This window comes from Flavobacterium sp. LS1R10, from assembly GCF_003968825.1.
Classification (GTDB): Bacteria; Bacteroidota; Bacteroidia; order Flavobacteriales; family Flavobacteriaceae; genus Flavobacterium.
Genome location: NZ_RYDH01000007.1, coordinates 200,140 through 218,684 on the forward strand (window position 1 = coordinate 200,140; position 18,545 = coordinate 218,684).

The 18,545-nt window shown below is 35.5% G+C and carries 19 protein-coding genes and 1 pseudogene; 10 read left to right on the top strand and 10 right to left on the bottom strand.

All coding sequences use genetic code 11. The features are described 5' to 3' along the window. Positions 1 to 128: 128 nt before the first annotated feature. The 7 genes from ychF to EKL96_RS12860 all read left to right on the top strand — a co-directional run bounded on the left by ychF (position 129) and on the right by EKL96_RS12860 (position 7,772). Complete coding sequence (gene ychF / locus EKL96_RS12830) at positions 129 to 1,223, top strand: redox-regulated ATPase YchF (RefSeq protein ID WP_126463046.1); 1,095 nt, start codon at positions 129 to 131, stop codon at positions 1,221 to 1,223. Positions 1,224 to 1,593: 370 nt separating this feature from the next. Next, positions 1,594 to 2,115, top strand: coding sequence for an NADPH-dependent FMN reductase (locus tag EKL96_RS12835; RefSeq protein ID WP_126463048.1), 522 nt, complete (start codon positions 1,594 to 1,596; stop codon positions 2,113 to 2,115). A gap of 156 nt (positions 2,116 to 2,271) precedes the next feature. Then, positions 2,272 to 4,134, top strand: coding sequence for a DNA topoisomerase IV subunit B (locus EKL96_RS12840; protein ID WP_126463051.1), 1,863 nt, complete (start codon positions 2,272 to 2,274; stop codon positions 4,132 to 4,134). 11 nt (positions 4,135 to 4,145) lie between these two features. Further along, positions 4,146 to 4,331, top strand: coding sequence for a hypothetical protein (locus EKL96_RS12845; protein ID WP_126463053.1), 186 nt, complete (start codon positions 4,146 to 4,148; stop codon positions 4,329 to 4,331). A gap of 50 nt (positions 4,332 to 4,381) precedes the next feature. Continuing rightward, a complete protein-coding gene (locus EKL96_RS14510; RefSeq protein WP_126463055.1) occupies positions 4,382 to 4,831 on the top strand; it encodes a DUF1016 N-terminal domain-containing protein in 450 nt (149 codons plus the stop codon). A gap of 77 nt (positions 4,832 to 4,908) precedes the next feature. Beyond that, positions 4,909 to 5,082 (top strand): PDDEXK nuclease domain-containing protein, encoded by a 174-nt coding sequence (locus EKL96_RS14515; RefSeq protein ID WP_233579311.1) that lies wholly within the window; start codon positions 4,909 to 4,911, stop codon positions 5,080 to 5,082. Then, complete coding sequence (locus EKL96_RS12860) at positions 5,082 to 7,772, top strand: DNA gyrase/topoisomerase IV subunit A (RefSeq protein ID WP_126463056.1); 2,691 nt, start codon at positions 5,082 to 5,084, stop codon at positions 7,770 to 7,772. Before EKL96_RS14515 ends, EKL96_RS12860 begins: the two co-directional genes overlap by 1 nt. Positions 7,773 to 7,811: 39 nt before the next feature. Here the strand turns inward: EKL96_RS12860 and EKL96_RS12865 are convergent, their stop codons facing one another. From EKL96_RS12865 to EKL96_RS12895, 7 genes are all read right to left on the bottom strand, one after another. Then, the gene (locus tag EKL96_RS12865; protein ID WP_126463058.1) at positions 7,812 to 8,582 is read right to left on the bottom strand and encodes a TerC family protein; all 771 of its coding nucleotides are present in this window, start codon (positions 8,580 to 8,582) and stop codon (positions 7,812 to 7,814) included. 33 nt (positions 8,583 to 8,615) lie between these two features. Next, entirely contained in the window at positions 8,616 to 8,990 is a 375-nt protein-coding gene (locus EKL96_RS12870; protein ID WP_126463060.1) for a DNA topoisomerase IV, read from the bottom strand. Positions 8,991 to 9,151: 161 nt separating this feature from the next. Continuing rightward, a complete protein-coding gene (locus EKL96_RS12875; protein ID WP_126463062.1) occupies positions 9,152 to 9,724 on the bottom strand; it encodes a pentapeptide repeat-containing protein in 573 nt (190 codons plus the stop codon). Next, a complete protein-coding gene (locus EKL96_RS12880) occupies positions 9,724 to 9,945 on the bottom strand; it encodes a DUF6095 family protein (protein ID WP_126463064.1) in 222 nt (73 codons plus the stop codon). Before EKL96_RS12880 ends, EKL96_RS12875 begins: the two co-directional genes overlap by 1 nt. A 56-nt stretch (positions 9,946 to 10,001) precedes the next feature. After that, positions 10,002 to 10,814, bottom strand: coding sequence for an N-acetylmuramic acid 6-phosphate etherase (murQ, locus tag EKL96_RS12885; RefSeq protein ID WP_126463066.1), 813 nt, complete (start codon positions 10,812 to 10,814; stop codon positions 10,002 to 10,004). 155 nt (positions 10,815 to 10,969) lie between these two features. Then, the gene (locus EKL96_RS12890) at positions 10,970 to 11,638 is read right to left on the bottom strand and encodes a ZIP family metal transporter (protein WP_126463068.1); all 669 of its coding nucleotides are present in this window, start codon (positions 11,636 to 11,638) and stop codon (positions 10,970 to 10,972) included. A gap of 89 nt (positions 11,639 to 11,727) precedes the next feature. Further along, positions 11,728 to 12,492: a class I SAM-dependent DNA methyltransferase gene (locus tag EKL96_RS12895; RefSeq protein ID WP_126463070.1), complete on the bottom strand. Its 765-nt coding sequence runs from the start codon at positions 12,490 to 12,492 to the stop codon at positions 11,728 to 11,730. Positions 12,493 to 12,587: 95 nt separating this feature from the next. On the opposite strand from EKL96_RS12895, the gene EKL96_RS12900 reads away from it, so the two are divergent. Further along, entirely contained in the window at positions 12,588 to 13,763 is a 1,176-nt protein-coding gene (locus EKL96_RS12900) for a class I SAM-dependent RNA methyltransferase (protein WP_126463071.1), read from the top strand. A gap of 56 nt (positions 13,764 to 13,819) precedes the next feature. Next, positions 13,820 to 14,056 carry a hypothetical protein gene (locus EKL96_RS12905; protein ID WP_126463073.1) on the top strand — a complete coding sequence of 79 codons (237 nt, stop codon included), beginning with the start codon at positions 13,820 to 13,822 and terminating at the stop codon, positions 14,054 to 14,056. Positions 14,057 to 14,156: 100 nt separating this feature from the next. Here the strand turns inward: EKL96_RS12905 and EKL96_RS12910 are convergent, their stop codons facing one another. From EKL96_RS12910 to rlmD, 3 genes are all read right to left on the bottom strand, one after another. Then, positions 14,157 to 14,978 carry a DUF6048 family protein gene (locus EKL96_RS12910; RefSeq protein ID WP_126463074.1) on the bottom strand — a complete coding sequence of 274 codons (822 nt, stop codon included), beginning with the start codon at positions 14,976 to 14,978 and terminating at the stop codon, positions 14,157 to 14,159. Beyond that, positions 14,950 to 15,471 carry a DUF6452 family protein gene (locus EKL96_RS12915; RefSeq protein WP_126463076.1) on the bottom strand — a complete coding sequence of 174 codons (522 nt, stop codon included), beginning with the start codon at positions 15,469 to 15,471 and terminating at the stop codon, positions 14,950 to 14,952. The genes EKL96_RS12910 and EKL96_RS12915 overlap by 29 nt, the downstream gene beginning before the upstream one ends. An 81-nt stretch (positions 15,472 to 15,552) precedes the next feature. Beyond that, entirely contained in the window at positions 15,553 to 16,968 is a 1,416-nt protein-coding gene (gene rlmD / locus EKL96_RS12920) for a 23S rRNA (uracil(1939)-C(5))-methyltransferase RlmD (RefSeq protein ID WP_126463077.1), read from the bottom strand. A 480-nt stretch (positions 16,969 to 17,448) separates the two neighbouring features. Between rlmD and EKL96_RS12925 the strand changes: the two are divergent. Continuing rightward, positions 17,449 to 18,430 (top strand): annotated as a pseudogene (locus tag EKL96_RS12925) (ISL3 family transposase). Positions 18,431 to 18,545: the final 115 nt, after the last annotated feature.

The window sequence follows — 18,545 nt, forward strand, 5'->3', positions numbered from 1 at the left end:
GCGGTAGCTACTAAATTTTACGTTTAGCGTGTCATTCAAAAAAAGCATTACAAAATCGTGATGAAATCTGTTTAAAAACAGCAAAAGTGACGATACTATACTCCATTAAAAATAAATATTATCTACATATGAAAGCAGGAATTGTAGGATTACCAAATGTTGGAAAATCAACATTATTCAATTGTTTATCCAATGCAAAAGCGCAAAGTGCCAACTTTCCTTTTTGCACCATCGAACCCAATATAGGTGTTGTAAATGTTCCGGATTCCAGAATGGAAAAACTGGAAGAATTAGTAAAACCAGAACGCGTGCAAATGGCAACTGTCGATATCGTTGATATTGCAGGATTAGTAAAAGGAGCTAGTAAAGGGGAAGGTTTAGGAAATCAATTCCTTGGAAACATTAGAGAATGTAATGCGATCATCCACGTTTTGCGCTGTTTTGATAACGATAACATTGTTCACGTTGACGGAAATGTAAATCCTATCCGCGACAAAGAAACCATAGACATCGAGCTGCAATTGAAGGATTTGGAGAATGTTGAAAAACGCTTAGAAAAAGTAAATCGTGCCGCTAAAACGGGAAATAAAGAAGCACAAACCGAAAAAGCTCTTTTAGACCGAATCAGAGAAACATTGCTTCAGGCAAAATCAGCTAGAATAGTAATTCCTCAAAACAATGATGAAGAGGTTTTGATGGAAGCGTTTCAGTTAATTACAGCAAAACCAGTTTTATACGTATGTAATGTTGATGAAAACTCAGCAGTAAATGGAAACAAATATGTGGATCAGGTTCGGGAATTGGTCAAAGATGAAGATGCGGAAGTAATTATTCTTTCGGTTGGTGCTGAAGCTGATATTACCGAATTAGAAAGCTACGAAGAGCGTCAGGTTTTTCTGGAAGATATGGGTTTAAGCGAACCCGGAGCCTCAGTCTTGATACGTGCAGCTTATAAATTATTGAAGCAACAAACTTATTTTACCGCAGGCGTTAAGGAAGTTCGGGCTTGGACTATAGATGTTGGGGCAACTGCGCCACAAGCTGCAGGAGTAATTCACACTGATTTCGAAAAAGGATTTATCCGCGCCGAAGTGATTGCATACGAGGATTTTGTACATTACGGTTCCGAAGCTAAATGTAAAGAAGCCGGGAAATTCAAAGTAGAAGGAAAAGAATACATCGTAAAAGATGGTGATGTGATGCATTTTAGATTCAACGTGTAAATAAGTCATAATGTCCAAAGTCATAAAGTCGAAAGTTAGTATTAGCTTTCGACTTTTTTGTACCCAATCCAGCTTTCCACTTCAAACGAAGTTCACTGAACTCCAATTAAAATAAAAGTTTAATGAAGTAATATTTCTCCAACAATCTCTTTTTTCTAAGACAAAAAAAGGAGCTTCCGCTGGTTACTCTTTTTGTCAAGAAAAAAATGAGATTGATCAGAAAAATGCTTTCCATTTCACTCTGGGGTAAAATTGATTTTGCAAATATCATATTTCATAGTTTCATCTTTGTTTTCAAAATGGGTCAATCTGTGGCTAATTATTTTGGAGCTGAACCAATTTTTAGTACTTTTAGTCAAAATAAAGTATCATGAAAATAATCGCTTTTGGCGCAAGCCCCAGCAAAAACTCGATCAACAAAAAATTAGCGACTTACGCAGCGAATCTTTTTGAAAATGCAGTAGTTGAGGTGCTGGATTTAAATGATTTCCAAATGCCGATATTTACCGTCGATATAGAAAAAGAAATTGGTCAGCATGAATTAGCAAAATCATTTCTGGCTAAAATTGCCACTGCTGATATTCTAGTGGTATCCATGGCGGAAAATAACGGAAATTATTCTGCCGCTTTCAAAAATGTTTTTGACTGGTGTACCAGAATAAATGCGAAGGTTTTTCAGGAAAAACGCATGTTATTGATGGCTACTTCTCCCGGAGCCAGAGGCGGAGCAAGCGTTTTGGGAATTGCAAATAACGCTTTCCCCTTTTATGGCGGAAACATAAAAGCGACTTTTTCATTGCCTAGTTTTGAGGCTAATTTTGATGTGATAAATAATAAGATTTCTAATGCTGAATTAGACAATCAGTTGAAAGAGATTATCAAGATTTTTTAAATTCGAATATCAAAAATCAATTTCAATTTGAAATCTGCAATCTAAAATCGTTAATTCTAAATCGGTTGTCAATATCATTCTTAATAACTTTGATGACTTCCTGTTTTAAATTTTATCGAATTACACTACATTAGCACCAAATCCACAAAACCTACAATGTCCGATCAAAATCAATATACCGAAGACAACATTCGGTCACTCGACTGGAAAGAACATATTCGCATGCGTCCCGGAATGTACATCGGAAAATTAGGCGACGGCTCCTCTTCAGATGACGGAATTTATATTCTGCTGAAAGAAGTACTCGATAACTGTATCGATGAATTTGTTATGGGTGCTGGAAAAACAATCGAGGTCACTATCAAAGATAAAACCGTTACGGTCAGGGATTATGGACGTGGAATTCCTTTGGGAAAAGTGATTGATGTAGTTTCCAAAATGAATACCGGCGGAAAATATGATTCGCTTGCGTTTAAAAAATCAGTTGGTCTGAACGGAGTAGGGACAAAAGCAGTCAATGCGTTGTCTAATTATTTTAGAGTAGAATCCGTTAGGGATGAAAAACAAAAAGCAGCAGAATTCTCAGCAGGAAACCTTGTCCTTGAAGAAGATATTATCGAAACCACCAAGCGAAAAGGAACCAAAGTTACTTTTATTCCAGATGAAGCAATTTTCAAAAATTATAAATATCGGTATGAATATGTAATCAAAATGCTCAAAAATTATTGTTACTTAAACAATGGTTTGACAATTCTTTTCAACGGTGAAAAATATTTTTCAGAAAATGGTCTGAAAGATTTATTAGAAGAAACTATTCATGCTGAGGATTTAGAATATCCTATCATTCACTTGAAGGGTGAGGATATCGAAATTGCTTTGACGCACAGCAAAACCCAATACAGCGAAGAATACCATTCGTTTGTAAACGGACAAAACACGACTCAAGGCGGAACACATTTAGCAGCCTACCGGGAAGCAATTGTTAAAACCATCAGGGAGTTTTACAACAAGAGTTTTGAAGCTTCTGATGTTCGAAAATCAATCGTTACAGCGATCAGCATCAAAGTAATGGAGCCTGTTTTTGAGTCGCAAACCAAAACTAAATTGGGTTCAACTGACATGGGATCCGAACCGGGAATGCCTTCCGTGCGTACTTTTGTAAACGATTTTGTGAAAACCAAATTGGACAATTACTTGCATAAAAATCCACCAACCGCAGAAGCATTATTACGAAAAATTATTCAAGCCGAAAGAGAGCGCAAAGAATTGTCCGGAATACGAAAATTAGCGACAGATCGTGCCAAAAAAGCAAATCTGCACAATAAAAAATTAAGAGATTGTAGGGCGCATCTCCCAGATACTAAAAACCCTAAAAATCTGGAAAGCACGCTTTTTATTACCGAGGGAGATTCTGCATCCGGATCCATTACTAAATCGCGCAATGTAAATACGCAAGCCGTTTTTAGTTTGCGTGGTAAGCCTTTGAATTCCTATGGAATGAGCAAGAAAATTGTATATGAAAATGAAGAGTTCAATTTGCTGCAAGCGGCACTGGATATTGAAGATGGCTTAGAAAAATTGCGGTATAACAACATCGTAATTGCTACAGATGCGGATGTTGATGGAATGCATATTCGCTTGTTATTGATTACTTTTTTCCTGCAGTTTTTCCCTGAATTGATAAAAGAAGGGCATTTATACATTTTGCAAACGCCACTTTTCAGGGTTAGAAACAAGAAAGAAACCATTTATTGTTACTCTGATGAGGAACGAAGAAATGCTATTGAAAAATTAAAACCAAAACCAGAAATTACCCGATTCAAAGGACTAGGTGAAATTTCACCGGATGAGTTCAAAAATTTCATAGGCGAAAGCATTCGTTTAGAACCCATTATGATGGATAAAAACACTTCGATTGAGCAATTATTGTCGTTCTATATGGGCAAGAATACGCCGGACAGACAGGAATTTATCATCAAGAATTTGAAGGTGGAATTAGATGTGATTGAGAAAATTTAAATAATTATAAAATGCCTACAAAAAGAATACTTATTCTTATTGCCCTACTATTTGTGATCAGTTTTTCAGCTACTTTTTTTATTATAAAGAGCGATGATCACAAGGAATGTGAAACAGTTGTAAAAAAAGAGTTGGATAAAAATGGAAATAGTGTCACAAAAGAAGAGCATATTTGTAAAGAAAAATATTCGTTTTAGCATTTTAAGACAAAAAATATAATTAACTACTATTCAATAGAATATATTTAATGAAAGACGAAGAAAATACAATTCCAAATAATTCTCAAAATAAAATTTTATTTTCTCAAGTGGTCGCGCTGTTGCAAAATACCCGTCAACAGGTTTTACGTACCGTAAATTCAACAATGGTTTACACCTATTTTGAAATGGGAAGAATGATTGTTGAAGAAGAGCAAAGCGGAAAAGAACGAGCTGAATGCGGAAAGCAACTACTAAAAGGACTTTCTGAACAGTTGACTATTCAGTTTGGAAAAGGGTTTTCGATTCGGAATTTAGAACAAATAAAACAATTTTACATAACTTATTCAAAATCCGATTCATTGACCCGGATTTTAGAAATTCGAAATTCGCAATCACTGACTGCGGAATTCAAATTTCAAAAAGCGCAGACAGTGTCTGTAGATTTAAATAAATTAAATTATCAAAAAATTTCAGGATTCTTAAATGTTTTATACTGATTGATTTAAAAATAGGAGAATTAAAACACCAAGATTTGTGACAAATGCAAATGTATGTCAATTAAGATGACCGAGAAATGCGTTTTGAAGATGAAAATAAAACCATAGGAATTGTACTGTGCCAAAACAAAAGTGATTTGGTTTTAGAATATACTTTACCTGAAAAGAATGAGCAAATTTTTGCTAGCAAATACAAAACAATTCTGCTAAGCAGAGAAGATTTAATACAATTAATTTCGGAATCAAGATAATGAAAGACGAAGAAGACGATAACATATTACCAGAAGGTCAGGAAGAAGATAATTCGATTAATGAAAATCAATCTGAAGAAAAAACCTCGAAAGGCCAGCATTTTTACGACAATCAAGAAGACGGCAACGATACCATTACCAAAGTTACGGGAATGTATAAGGACTGGTTTCTGGATTATGCCTCGTATGTAATATTAGAGCGTGCCGTACCGGCTATTGAAGATGGTTTTAAACCGGTGCAACGCCGTATCATGCACTCTTTGAAGGAGCTGGATGATGGTCGTTACAATAAAGTGGCCAATGTTGTTGGGCACACCATGCAATATCATCCTCACGGAGATCAGAGTATCGGTGATGCGATGGTGCAAATAGGGCAAAAAGAATTACTGATTGATTGTCAAGGTAACTGGGGAAATATTCTGACAGGTGATGGTGCTGCGGCTTCGCGTTACATTGAAGCACGTTTGTCTAAATTTGCTTTAGAAGTGTTGTACTCTCCAAAAATTACCGATTGGGGTGTGTCCTATGACGGAAGACGGGCAGAACCCAATAACCTGCCAGTTAAATTCCCATTATTATTAGCTTCCGGAGCCGAGGGAATCGCAGTAGGTCTTTCTACGAAAGTATTGCCTCATAATTTTAATGAATTAATCGATTCATCGATAAAAATATTAAAGGGAAAACCGTTTACTTTATATCCTGATTTCTTGACACAGGGAATTGCAGATGTATCCAATTATAACGATGGATTGCGTGGTGGACGTATCCGTGTGCGAGCCAGAATTAGTCAGCTAGATAAAAATACTTTGGTAATTACCCAGATTCCGTTTTCGACCAATACGACGACTTTGATTGACAGTATTTTGAAAGCCAATGAAAAAGGGAAAATCAAAATCAAGAAAATTGAAGATAACACCGCTGCTGAGGTCGAAATATTAATTCATCTTTTTCCGGGTGTTTCTCCTGATAAAACCATTGATGCATTGTTTGCCTTTACGGCCTGTGAAACTTCGGTGGCACCATTAGGCTGTGTGATTGAAGACAACAAACCGCTGTTTATTGGAGTCTCTGCGATGTTGAAAATTTCGACCAACAGAACGGTCCAATTACTGAAAAGCGAACTCGAAATCCAGTTGAGTGAATTAGAGGAGCAATGGCATTTTCTTTCTTTGGAACGTATATTTATCGAAAATAAAATTTATCGTGATATTGAAGAACAGACCACTAAGGAAGGCGTCATTAAAGCGGTAGATGATGGACTGAAACCCTACATTAAACACCTGAAGCGCGCCGTTACCGAAGACGATATTCTGCGTTTATTGGACATCCGAATCATGCGAATTTCTAAATTTGACAGCAACAAGGCTCAAGATAAAATTCAAGCGCTGGAAGGAGATATTGAACAAGTGAAACACGATTTAGAACATCTGATTGATTTTGCTATAGCCTATTTCACACGATTAAAAGAGAAATATGGTAAAGGGAGAGAACGCCAAACTGAGCTTCGTGTTTTTGATGATATCGAAGCCACGAAGGTAGTCCTTAGAAATACTAAATTATACGTAAACAGAGAAGAAGGTTTTGTAGGAACGAGTTTAAAAAAAGACGAATATGTTACAGACTGTTCTGACATTGACGATGTAATTGTTTTTCTGCGTGACGGAAAAATGATAATTACCAAGGTAGATGCGAAAACCTTTGTGGGAAAAGATATCATTCATATTGCCATTTTTGACAAAAGTGATAAACGGACCATTTACAATACGATTTACCGTGACGGAAAATCAGGACCTTCTTATATAAAACGATTCAATGTTTCAGGTGTGACTAGAGACAAAGCGTATGATCTGACGAATGAAAGTACAGGATCACAAGTGGTGTATTTCTCCTGTAATCCAAACGGAGAGGCAGAAGTAATTACCATTATGTTGCGTCAGGTGGGAACTGTCAAAAAACTAAAATTCGACATTGATTTTGCGAGTTTAGCTATAAAAGGAAGAGGTTCGAAAGGAAATTTAGTCACTAAATATCCAATCAAGAAAATTGAATTAAAAGAAAAAGGAATTTCAACATTATTGCCTCGAAAAGTATGGTTTGATGAAACCGTACAAAGACTTAATGTGGATGGAAGAGGAGAACTGTTAGGCGAATTTAGACCTAATGATAAAATTTTGATCCTTTCGCAATCCGGAAAAGTAAAGGTAATTACACCAGAATTATCTACACATTTCGATGAAGATATGATCGTTTTAGAAAAATGGATTCCAAAAAAACCAATTTCAGCCATTTATTATGATGGTGAAAAAGAACGTTACTACATCAAACGCTTTTTGGTGGAAACCGAAAACAAAGAGGAAAGTTTTATTACAGAACATGCTAATTCACACCTTGAAATTGTATCAACAGAGTATCGTCCAGTAGCTGAATTAGTTTTCACAAAAGTGAAAGGCGTTCAAAAAGAAAATATAACTGTAGATATAGAGTCGTTTATTGCACTCAAAGGATTTAAAGCACTAGGGAATCAATTAACCGCTGATAAGTTAAAACAAGTAAACCTGCTGGACTCTTTGCCTTATGAAGCACCGGAGGAAATTATTGCGGAAGAATTGGAAGTAAAAGGGGAAACTAATGCTGACGATTCAGGCATACAGCGCGATGATGACGGTCAGATAATATTAAGTTTAGAATAAAAAAAATGCTCCGATTTGGAGCATTTTTTTTATAAATAATTATTTTTTCTTTCTCATTTTCATGTTTAGGAACTCGACAGCCAATGAAAAGGCAATTGCAAAATACAAATAAGCTTTAGGAACCACTCCTACAGATTGGCCTACCAATACTGCTTCGGATAAGTGCATACTCTCCGTGATCAGCATAAAACCAATCAGAATTAAAAATGCCAAACCTAAAATCTGTATAGATGGATTGTTGTTTACAAACGTTCCAACCGGCACCGCAAACAGCATCATAACCCCTACAGAAATTAAAACAGCCGTAATCATAATATACAATGCACCTTCCAGTCCGTTAGTCATGCCTACAGCAGTCAAAATACTGTCTACGGAGAAAATAAGGTCAATCAACAAAATCTGGACAATAACGTTAGCAAATGATTTTGCCGCCGAAGTTTTTAAATTTTTTTCTTCTTCTCCTTTATGGTCTACTTTTTCGTGAATTTCCTTGGTACTTTTGTAAATCAGAAATATACCACCGGCCAATAATATCATCGCTTGCCCGTTAAAATGAGCAGAGAACCAACCCCAATCCACACTAAACCACGGTTCTTTCATTGCAATAAGAAGTGTAATCCCAAATAACAACGCAATCCGCATGAACATGGCTAGAAATAAACCAATTTGCGTGGCTTTTTTTCGTTTTTCAACGGGTAATTTTCCTGTAACAATCGAGATAAAGATGATATTATCAATACCCAGTATGATTTCTAGAAACGTCAATGTTAACAGTGCTACCCAAGCATCAGGATTTAAAAATACTTCCATTTTATGTAGTTATAATTGTTTGATTTAAAATATTTAATCCGAAATCTTTGTTACTGTTCCTCTTTGTTTGGCATCAGAACCAACCATTCCAAACTCAAAGGTATACGATTTTTTTGATGTAGTCAAAATTTTCATACCAATAGCTTTTTCTTCAGCCATGTTTTTAGGATGCAGTTTTTGCAGTACATATTCGCAATCACTGATCCAACGAATGGAAGCTGTATCCGTTTTTCCTTCAAAAGTCTCAATTTCAATACTGTCGTTGCGCTCAAAAAAAGCCGTTTTCGTAACACCGTCTACGTCATATTCAAATTTGAATTTTCCGGTTTTAAAATCTTTGCAGTTGCGCTCTGTAGTATAACAAGACAACAGCAATAGCAGTGGGAGAAGAAATATTATTTTTTTCATTTTTATTTTTTTTAGTACCTAATCCAGCTGTGCGTTGCAACTCCCAAGGCTTAATTTTTTTTTCTATTGACAAAAAAGGAACTTCTTTTAGTCGTTCTTTTTAGTCAAGAAAAAATAGCTTTAAGCCTTGCTTGGTTTTCACTTCCATCTGGGGTAGTAGATTATTGTATTTTAATATCATATTTGTCCAGAAGACCAATAATTCCTTGTGTCGAAAATTTTGCTTTTTTCATCGGATTGAATTCGGGATCAATTTTAAAATCAGTTGCTTTTGAAAAATCGGCTCCAGCTAATTGCGTATTATTAAAAACAGCACCATCCAGATTGCTATTGTCAAAAACGGAACTCGTAAGATTGGTCCCAACAAAACCTACTTCTCTTAACGAACAGGAAATGAATTTTGTCTTTGGCATTTTTTTATTGGCAAACGAAGAATAATCCAAAACACATTCCTGAAAACTGACATTAAACAAGAAATCATCACATTCTTCAAATTGAATTCCAAGTAATTTACAGTTTTTGAATTGTATCCCTTTTAAGCTTGCTCCGGATAATTTAGTCATAGCCAGATTACAATCAATAAACTCGCAATCCATGAAACTGCTATAAGAAAAATCACTATTGGATAAATCGCAGTTTCTAAATACGCAATCCTCAAATTCTCTGTTATTTACTTTTTTATCGACGTAAATAATTTTTTCGAATGTTTTTTGAACGTGAATTAGGTTTTCCATTAGTCATTAAATAAACTTTTCATAATTGTTTTTAGTCCCAAATACATCAAATACATTGCACTGATGCAGGTAATGATACCTATTGCTAAAACTAAATAGTGCCAAACATTGTGTTGATTCATAAAAGCATTAGTAATGACAATTGGACCAATAAACAGCAAAGGCAAAGCACCTGCCAAATATTTAATTCCTTTAGATAAAAGTTCTTTGTTGGTTGCCATTTTTCTTGTTTATAGGTTTACTCTTCAAAGGTAATCGATATGTTGAAAAACAAGTGTTACTTTTTGTAATTATCAACTGCTTTTCGCACACTTCCGTGTTTTTTTAATAATTCGGCAGCTTCTTTATAGGAAACAGAAATTTCTCCCAGTATCATTTTTATGCCACGATCTATGAGTTTGCTGTTGCTCAGTTGCATGTCGACCATTTTGTTGCCTTTTACTTTTCCCAGCTGAATCATAGTGGCTGTTGAGATCATGTTGAGTACCAGTTTCTGTGCCGTACCTGCTTTCATACGGGAACTTCCAGTTACAAATTCGGGCCCAACAACTACTTCTATAGGGAATTTTGCGGTTTGCGAAAGCGGACTTCCTGCATTGCAAGAAATACTTCCTGTAGTAATATTATTTTCGTTGCAAGTTTGCAATCCTCCAATAACATAAGGTGTTGTTCCGGAAGCTGCTATTCCTATAACTACATCATCTTCATTTACCTCGAAAGCTTTTAAGTCTATCCAAGCCTGAGTTGTATTGTCTTCGGCATTTTCTACGGCTTTGCGGATTGCGGTATCTCCACCAGCAATAATCCCGATTACTAAATTGAAAGGGACTCCAAAAGTTGGTGGACATTCCGATGCATCAAGAATCCCGATACGACCGGATGTTCCTGCGCCAATGTAGAATAATCGTCCGCCGAGTTTCATTTTGGTAACAATTTCAGTCACTAAAGTTTCTATTTGTGGCAAGGCTTTTTCTACGGCAAGAGGAACGGTTTTGTCTTCCTGATTGATATTAGAAAGCAATTCCTGAACCGACATTTTTTCTAAATGATCGTATTTTGAGGATTGCTCGGTGGTTTTTTTGAATTCCATATTTATTTTTTTTGAAGGGACAACTCGCGAGGTGCCCGTACATTTATTTCTTGCGTGAGGGATAGAAGTGGAAATCCTTTTTTATGTAGCGACAGCGGAATAAAAAAGATTGCAACATATAGCCCGACCCTTGCGGTCACGCCCAAATTGTAAAATTATATAAAATACGCCAGCGCAATTCCTATCACGATCATGGAAACTTTGGCGATGTTAAACTTGTGTCCTTCACTACTTTCAAAAATAATGGTGGAAGAGATATGGAATAATATCCCAATTACAATGGCTGTGATTTCAGTATAATAATCGTTTAATATGGGCAAATAATCCGATAGAACAGTTCCCAACGGCGTCATGACTGCAAAAGTGATCATGAAGAAAAAGATAGCCTTTTTATTCAGGTTTGAATTGATGAAAAAAGTAGTCAAAATAATGGCTATAGGCAAATGATGAATGGCAATTCCTACCGCTAAATCATGATGATGGCTTACCGGGAATCCTTCCAGAAAGGCATGAATGCAAAGACTGATAAACAATAACCACGGGATTTGGGTCATGGTTTCATATCCGTGTACGTGTCCGTGCTCAGCACCTTTTGAGAAAAATTCCAATATAATTTGGAACAATATTCCAAGCATAATAAAGAGTCCGATAGTTGGATTTACACTTTCATAAACTTCTGGCAACAAATGCATTACGGTCAAGGAAAGCAGAAACGAACCACTAAAGGCCAATAGTAATTTTAGATTGGTTTTATTTTTTGGTTTTAAAACCAAGGCGATACTATATCCTATAAGTACGGAAAGTAAAGGTAAAAGGTAATTCATATTCTTTGTTGAATCGTTTATTTGTTGATCTTCTTCCGGTTTATTTTTTTTGATTAACCTTATAAACGATTAACCAATTAACCCAACAACTATTTGAAAATCATGATTAGTCGTTCACTATCTGTTTTATGGAATTTTTTTAATTTGTAATCGCCAAAAATATCTAACAAATAAATACCGGCTTCTTCCATTAACATCTCAAAATCTTTTAGGTTTAATGCTTTAACTTTTTCGGTAAAGTGAAACTTTTGTCCTTTGTCTTCAAATTTAATTTCTTTATACAGATATCCTTCTTTCAGATAACGGTTCATGTGAAAATCGATTCCTTCGACCGTTTTAGTTTCTTCGGGAACCAGTGTTTCGATAACTTGGGTGACGTTCATAAAGTCAATCACAGCAAATCCATATTCCGATAGGCTTTCTTTGATTGCGATTAGCGTAGTCAGGTTATCTTGGTCATTTTCGAAATAACCAAAACTAGTAAATAAATTAAAAATGGCATCGTATTTTTCATCAAAAGGTTCCCGCATATCATGTACTTTGAAATGAAGGGTTTCATTTGCATTTTTAGTAGCTTCGGCAATGCTGTTTTCTGATAAATCCGCACCCAAAACCGTAAAACCTAATTGATTCAAATAAATAGAGTGTCTGCCTTTGCCACAGGCTAAATCCAATACATTAGCTTTTTCAGGCAAGTTGAGATAATGCGTCAAATTATCCATGAAAATCTGTGCTTCTCTATAGTTTCGGTCTTTGTACAGAATGTGATAATACGGAGTGTCAAACCAGGAAGTATACCAGTTTTCAGTTGATTTAAGTTGGTTTTCAGTTGGCGGATTTTGTGCTGCAGACATTTATTCTTTTTCAATTAATTCGATTGATGCAAATTTAGTGTATTTTTGCCGAATATAACGATAACAATTTCCCCTTTGAGGGGTAAAGGGCGCAAATGGAAAATAATTATAAAATGATTGCCAAAACCTTTTTTGGTTTTGAAGAAATATTAGCAAAAGAATTGCAAATCCTTGGTGCACAAAACGTAGAGCAAGGTGTGAGAATGGTAAGTTTTAAAGGCGATAAAGGGTTCATGTACAAAGCGAATTTATCTTTGCGCACGGCTTTGAAAATCCTAAAGCCAATTTATTTTTTCAAGGCTAATAATGAACAGGCTTTATACAAAGGAATTTCGGGAGTCAATTGGTCTAAATTGATTGGTGCTAATCAGACTTTTGTGATTGATACCACCGTGCATTCAGAATATTTTAACCACACGGAATTTGTTTCTCAAAAATGTAAAGATGCAATTGTGGATCAGTTCAGAGAGAGAACTGGGCAACGACCTAGCATTGATAAAGTACATCCTGATTTGAGAATCAATATTCATATTGATAAAGACCAGGTTTCAGTAGCACTGGATACATCAGGTAATCCGTTGAACCAACGTGGATATAGAACTGCTACCAATATTGCTCCTATAAACGAGGTTTTGGCCGCAGGAATTTTACTGCTTTCTGGTTGGGACGGTCAAACGGATTTTTTAGATCCAATGTGTGGTTCCGGAACATTTCTGGCTGAAGCAGCAATGATTGCCTGTAATATTCCTGCAAATATCAACCGTAAGGAATTTGCTTTCGAAAAATGGAACGATTGGGACAATGATTTGTTTGATAGTATTTCAGACAGTTTACTAAAACGCGTTAGGGAGTTTCATTACACCATAAAAGGCTATGATAAAGCACCAAGTGCCGTTCAAAAAGCCAAAGACAATATCAAGAATACCAATCTGGAGGAGTATATTTCTATCGAGGAACAAAACTTTTTTGATACCGAGAAGTCTTCCGAAGGGAAACTTCATATTGTTTTCAATCCGCCGTATGATGAGCGATTGGATATTCACATGGAAGAATTCTACAAAAACATTGGCGATACTTTAAAGAAAAACTACCCTGGCACGAATGCTTGGATGATTACAGCAAACTTGGAAGCTTTGAAATATGTAGGTCTAAAACCTTCCAGAAAAATTAAACTTTTCAATGCCGGCTTAGAAGCCCGTTTAGTAAAATACGAAATGTATGAAGGCAGTAAAAGAACAAAGTTTCAGGTAACAACTGATAATGCTGAATAAACTAGTATTCTGTTTTTACTTTCGACCTTTGAATTTAAAATTTTAAAACTTAAAAAATGACTAAATTACAAATACGAGCATTCTTATATCAATTGGGATGTTTTGCGATTTTATTTATTTCTGCGAGATATGTAGTGGAACATTACACGAATTTAACCGGATTATGGATTCCGTTAACTGCATTTGTCATAGGAACACTTTTATCACCAAAATTCCATGCGATAAAAACCAAAGACGGAGAGAAATTATTCATGAAGTGGATTTTGATGAAAGGAATTAAGGAAATAGGATAGTTTAGAAATCCTAAGACATTCTATTTTTAAAATAGTGACCGCTAATTTGCCAATTTTTTGCACTAAATAAAAATTAGCGAATTAGCGGTTATTTTTTTATCTACTTTTTTGGGACTGCAATAGGTTTCACTTTTTTCTTATAAATAGGAACAAAATACGTCACCGTATAATTGAATCCTACTCCAAAACTGCCATCATAAGTTCTGTTGAATCCAGGAATATATAAGTTGGAAAAATTTTCCGGTTCTTTATTGGTTACTAATCGGTTCAATCGAAGGCTGAATCCCATAAATACGTTGTCAAATACTTTAGCTTTTATTCCAGCCACCACTTCAATCCAGCTGGCGGATAGTCCACTGAACTTTTTGCCGGATACAATTTCCGGGACTTCACCAAAATAAGGGTTTGCATTGTAGATGCGATAGCTGTTTAATTCCTGATTAAATGTGCTAAAACCGTAGCGCATTCCTATAGAAATCACATTTTCCATATCCAGCCAGTTTTCATAAGCATTATAATCAAAACCGGCTTTTATGTAGGAACCTTTGGTGGTAAAATTGACGCGATCATCAGCTGTAGTTTTATTTTCATTACCAATTTCGGCCGCTAAAAAATATTTTTTAGTCAACCTATAGTCGGCTACAAATTCAATTCCCTTATAATTTTGGTCGTATAAAGCTCGCGTCAGTTTGAATAAATCAACTCCTACACGTATCCCATAGCGATCTGTTTTTATGGGAATCGAATCGTTATTTTTTGGTTCCGTATTGATTCCAACCCGCTGCAATGGAGTTTCGGGAATGATTTCATCTGTTTGGGTAGTTTTCGTGCTATCTTTCACAGGTGTTTTCTCTTGCGCTTGCATCAAAGTCAACGACAACAGGAGACCAAAACTAAAAAAAGATCTTAATGTGTATTTCATTTTCATTTTCGATGTTACTTCTTTCAACCGATATAAATTGTATCCATTTTTGATTTGCCGTTGTTGCATCAGTATGTGTATATGGATTTGTTGGATCCAATGTGAATATTGTTTTGTAGCCACAGGCTCTGGAGACAAAAAGTTCCTGTGTAGTATACTTAAATTGTATATTATCTTCATCAACCAATGCTGAATTAGGATTTCCAGAGTTCAGCGTAAAACTATAACTGGTGCTAGTTTTGGCTGTTTTCAATGGAATCGAAATCTTATTTGCACTTGTAGTTTGGAGACCATTAAAAACAATTCCATCCGTCATTCCTTCACCAACTACTTTTAGATTTGTTACATTTTTTAGAACAGAAGGATTTGAAAAATCATAAAACTCTATCACTAATCTTGGAGTAGTTTGGGTATTTGCATCACAAATATCATCTTTCTCACAACTGGAGAAAGCGAAAACGAAAAACAATAACAATAAAAATGTTTTTTTCATATAATACTATTCAGTGTTCAGTGTGCCGTTTTTAGTGTTCCGTAATTTAAGTTCTGAATACTAAAAACTGCAAACTGACCACTATTTTCTTCTTTCTAAAAGTACAACATTCTCTACATGATGTGTTTGTGGAAACATATCCACAGGACGTACCCGGGTCACTTTGTATTTCTCATCCATCAACGCCAAATCACGCGCTTGTGTTGCCGAATTACAACTGACATAAACTACTTTATCAGGCGCAATCTTCATGATTTGTTCAATTACGTCTTTATGCATTCCGTCTCTTGGCGGATCAGTAATAATCACATCAGGGTGTCCATTTTGTGCTATAAAACTATCGTTGAAAACCACTTTCATATCACCTACAAAGAACTCACAATTAGTAATTTCATTGCGTTCCGCATTTAATTTGGCATCTTTAATGGCTTCTGGAACACTTTCAACTCCAATAACTTTTTTGGCATTCTTAGATACAAACTGTGCAATTGTTCCAGTTCCGGTGTATAAATCATACACGATTTCGTTTCCGGTAAGTCCGGCAAAATCGCGCGTTATTTTATACAATTCATAGGCTTGGTCAGAGTTGGTTTGATAAAAAGATTTGGCGTTAATACTGAATTTCAATCCTTCCATTTCTTCCAAGATGTAATCTCTTCCTTTATATAATTTAATATCGGTGTCGTATAAAGTATCGTTGGCTTTATTATTGATAACGTATTGCAACGAAGTGATTTGTGGGAATTTCTTGTGAAGATGATCCAGAAGTAATTCTCTGTTGGTTTTATCGTTTTCGAAAAACTGGATCAAAACCATGATTTCACCAGTAGAAGCGGTTCGCAACATCAGCGTTCTAAGCAAACCTTCATGTGCTCTTGGATTAAAAAAAGTCAGTCCATGCGCATTGGCAAAGTCTCTTACTTCGTTTCTAATGGCATTCGATGGATCTTCTTGCAAATGACATTTGTTGATGTCCAGAATTTTATCCCACATTTTCGGAATATGAAAACCAAGTGCGTTTCTATTTCCTAGATCTTCGGTGCTGCCAATTTCCGCTTCGGTCAACCAACGGCTGTTAGAAAATGAAAATTCCATTTTGTTTCTGTAAAAAAATTGCTTTTCCGAACCAAGAATTGACTCAAATTCAGGAAGTTCTATTTTTCCAATGCGTTGCAAATGATTTTTCACTTCGTTTTGTTTGTAATGCAATTGTTGGCTGTATTTCATATTCTGCCATTTACAACCGCCACAAACACCAAAATGCTCGCAAATAGGTGCAACACGATGCTCCGAATATTCATGAAAATGAACTGCTTTTCCCTCGTAATACGCCTTGCGCTTCTTAAAAGTTTGCACATCAACCACGTCACCCGGAACCACATTCGGGATAAAAACTACTTTACCATCGGGAGCCTTTGCTACCGATACGCCTTTTGCACCAGCATCAAGGACTTTTATTTGATGAAAGACAACTTTGTCTGTATTTTTCTTTGCCATAGCGCAAAAATAAGCGTTTGATTGGTTTTATAAATTCAATTTAGCAACTATTTTTAATAAGAAGTGTTTTTTATTGGCGTAACATTCTGTTTTAGACAATAACTTCAATTTTTTGGCACTTATTACTGTTGATTAAAATAAATTTTCCTTTTCTTTTTCATAATTTAAAATTAAGGCTTTTATTCTTAACTTTTATGCGGGTAAAGTTAGCAAGTACAATATTCAATATTACCCTCAAATTAATACTGTGTATTATAAGCGTCTATTTCCTTACTAACTCCAAAAGTGCCACTAGTTACACTACTACTCATATCAATATCATAATCACCTCAAGCTATTTGCCCACCGTATCTATTTTCGTGAATTTGTTTAGCAGCGTCATCAGTAAAAAGTTTGCGTATTTTTTAAAAGAGATCAATAGATTCGAAGCCTAATGATTGTAAAGCCATTACTTCTTTCTATGGAGTTAGTATCAAAAATCTGCAACATCAATACAAAGATTTCCTAAGTGATTTCAAAACGTGGGATGAACTATCACACGCCAAACAATGGCTTATTTTTCCAAAAAACTTAAGCAAACGTTTATCGATTGATGAAACTTCTCTCTCCAACGCAGAATTCTATACTATCTTAACCAATAAAGCAGCAAAAGGAAAGAACGGAACTATAGTTGCAATGATTGCCGGAACTAAAGCCAATACTGTTATTGCAATTATCAAAAAAATCTCTCTAAAACAACGCAATCAAGTCTCGGAAATTACATTGTACATGGCAGCAAATATGGCATTAATTGCCAAGATGTGCTTTCCAAATGCCACAAGGGTAACCGACCGGTTTACTCATATATTTTCATTGAAATTTTGGAATTCGAGATACCGCTTCGCTAAATTCATGTTCAAAAGTTAGCTTAAGAAGCTTTACAAGAAATCAGAATCTAGTATCGTTGGCAAGCAATTGACCTCCAGAATAAAGCTATAGAAAAAGCAAAATCATCAAAGAAAAAATACAACCCTATACTATTAGCAAATGATGATACTGCCAAACAATTATTGGCAAGAAGTCGCTATTTCTTATATAAAAACAAATCAAAATGGTCCGAAAATCAAGCAGAACGTGCCAAGTTGTTGTTTGAATTGTATCCCTATATTGAAAAAGCCTATGACTTAGCTCAAGATTTAAGAACAATCTTTGAGAGAACAACCGATAAAATTATTGGTCTTTCAAGGCTCGCTAGATGGCATGAAAAAGTAAATCAATCAGGGTTTAAACCTTTAAATCTTTCAATACAATCTCAAGATCAATAATGAATCACTACCAAACAATATTAAACTATTTTGATAATAGAAGCACAAATTCATCGGCTAAGTCATTCAATGCTAAAATAAAAGCGTTTAGATCTCAATTCAGAGCGGTTAGAAATATAGAATTTTTCCTTTTTAGACTAACAAATATTTATGCTTAATTTTTATCGCTCCACAGGTTTTGGGATTGATCCGTTTTCAAAGAAAGGCGACGAACCGAGCCCGCATGGCGAACACGTGGTATCTATAAACAAAAGAACCCCAGTCTTTTCAGAC

Coding starts and splice junctions, on each gene's coding strand:
- EKL96_RS12845 (WP_126463053.1), top strand. CDS start 4,146: ATGCCTACAAAAAGAATACTTATTCTTATTGCCCTACTATTTGTGATC.
- EKL96_RS12860 (WP_126463056.1), top strand. CDS start 5,082: ATGAAAGACGAAGAAGACGATAACATATTACCAGAAGGTCAGGAAGAA.
- EKL96_RS12835 (WP_126463048.1), top strand. CDS start 1,594: ATGAAAATAATCGCTTTTGGCGCAAGCCCCAGCAAAAACTCGATCAAC.
- EKL96_RS12870 (WP_126463060.1), bottom strand. CDS start 8,990: ATGAAAAAAATAATATTTCTTCTCCCACTGCTATTGCTGTTGTCTTGT.
- EKL96_RS12890 (WP_126463068.1), bottom strand. CDS start 11,638: ATGAATTACCTTTTACCTTTACTTTCCGTACTTATAGGATATAGTATC.
- EKL96_RS14515 (WP_233579311.1), top strand. CDS start 4,909: ATGCGTTTTGAAGATGAAAATAAAACCATAGGAATTGTACTGTGCCAA.
- EKL96_RS12840 (WP_126463051.1), top strand. CDS start 2,272: ATGTCCGATCAAAATCAATATACCGAAGACAACATTCGGTCACTCGAC.
- EKL96_RS12905 (WP_126463073.1), top strand. CDS start 13,820: ATGACTAAATTACAAATACGAGCATTCTTATATCAATTGGGATGTTTT.
- EKL96_RS12865 (WP_126463058.1), bottom strand. CDS start 8,582: ATGGAAGTATTTTTAAATCCTGATGCTTGGGTAGCACTGTTAACATTG.
- ychF (WP_126463046.1), top strand. CDS start 129: ATGAAAGCAGGAATTGTAGGATTACCAAATGTTGGAAAATCAACATTA.
- EKL96_RS12875 (WP_126463062.1), bottom strand. CDS start 9,724: ATGGAAAACCTAATTCACGTTCAAAAAACATTCGAAAAAATTATTTAC.
- EKL96_RS12910 (WP_126463074.1), bottom strand. CDS start 14,978: ATGAAATACACATTAAGATCTTTTTTTAGTTTTGGTCTCCTGTTGTCG.
- EKL96_RS12900 (WP_126463071.1), top strand. CDS start 12,588: ATGGAAAATAATTATAAAATGATTGCCAAAACCTTTTTTGGTTTTGAA.
- EKL96_RS12895 (WP_126463070.1), bottom strand. CDS start 12,492: ATGTCTGCAGCACAAAATCCGCCAACTGAAAACCAACTTAAATCAACT.
- EKL96_RS12880 (WP_126463064.1), bottom strand. CDS start 9,945: ATGGCAACCAACAAAGAACTTTTATCTAAAGGAATTAAATATTTGGCA.
- EKL96_RS12915 (WP_126463076.1), bottom strand. CDS start 15,471: ATGAAAAAAACATTTTTATTGTTATTGTTTTTCGTTTTCGCTTTCTCC.
- EKL96_RS14510 (WP_126463055.1), top strand. CDS start 4,382: ATGAAAGACGAAGAAAATACAATTCCAAATAATTCTCAAAATAAAATT.
- murQ (WP_126463066.1), bottom strand. CDS start 10,814: ATGGAATTCAAAAAAACCACCGAGCAATCCTCAAAATACGATCATTTA.
- rlmD (WP_126463077.1), bottom strand. CDS start 16,968: ATGGCAAAGAAAAATACAGACAAAGTTGTCTTTCATCAAATAAAAGTC.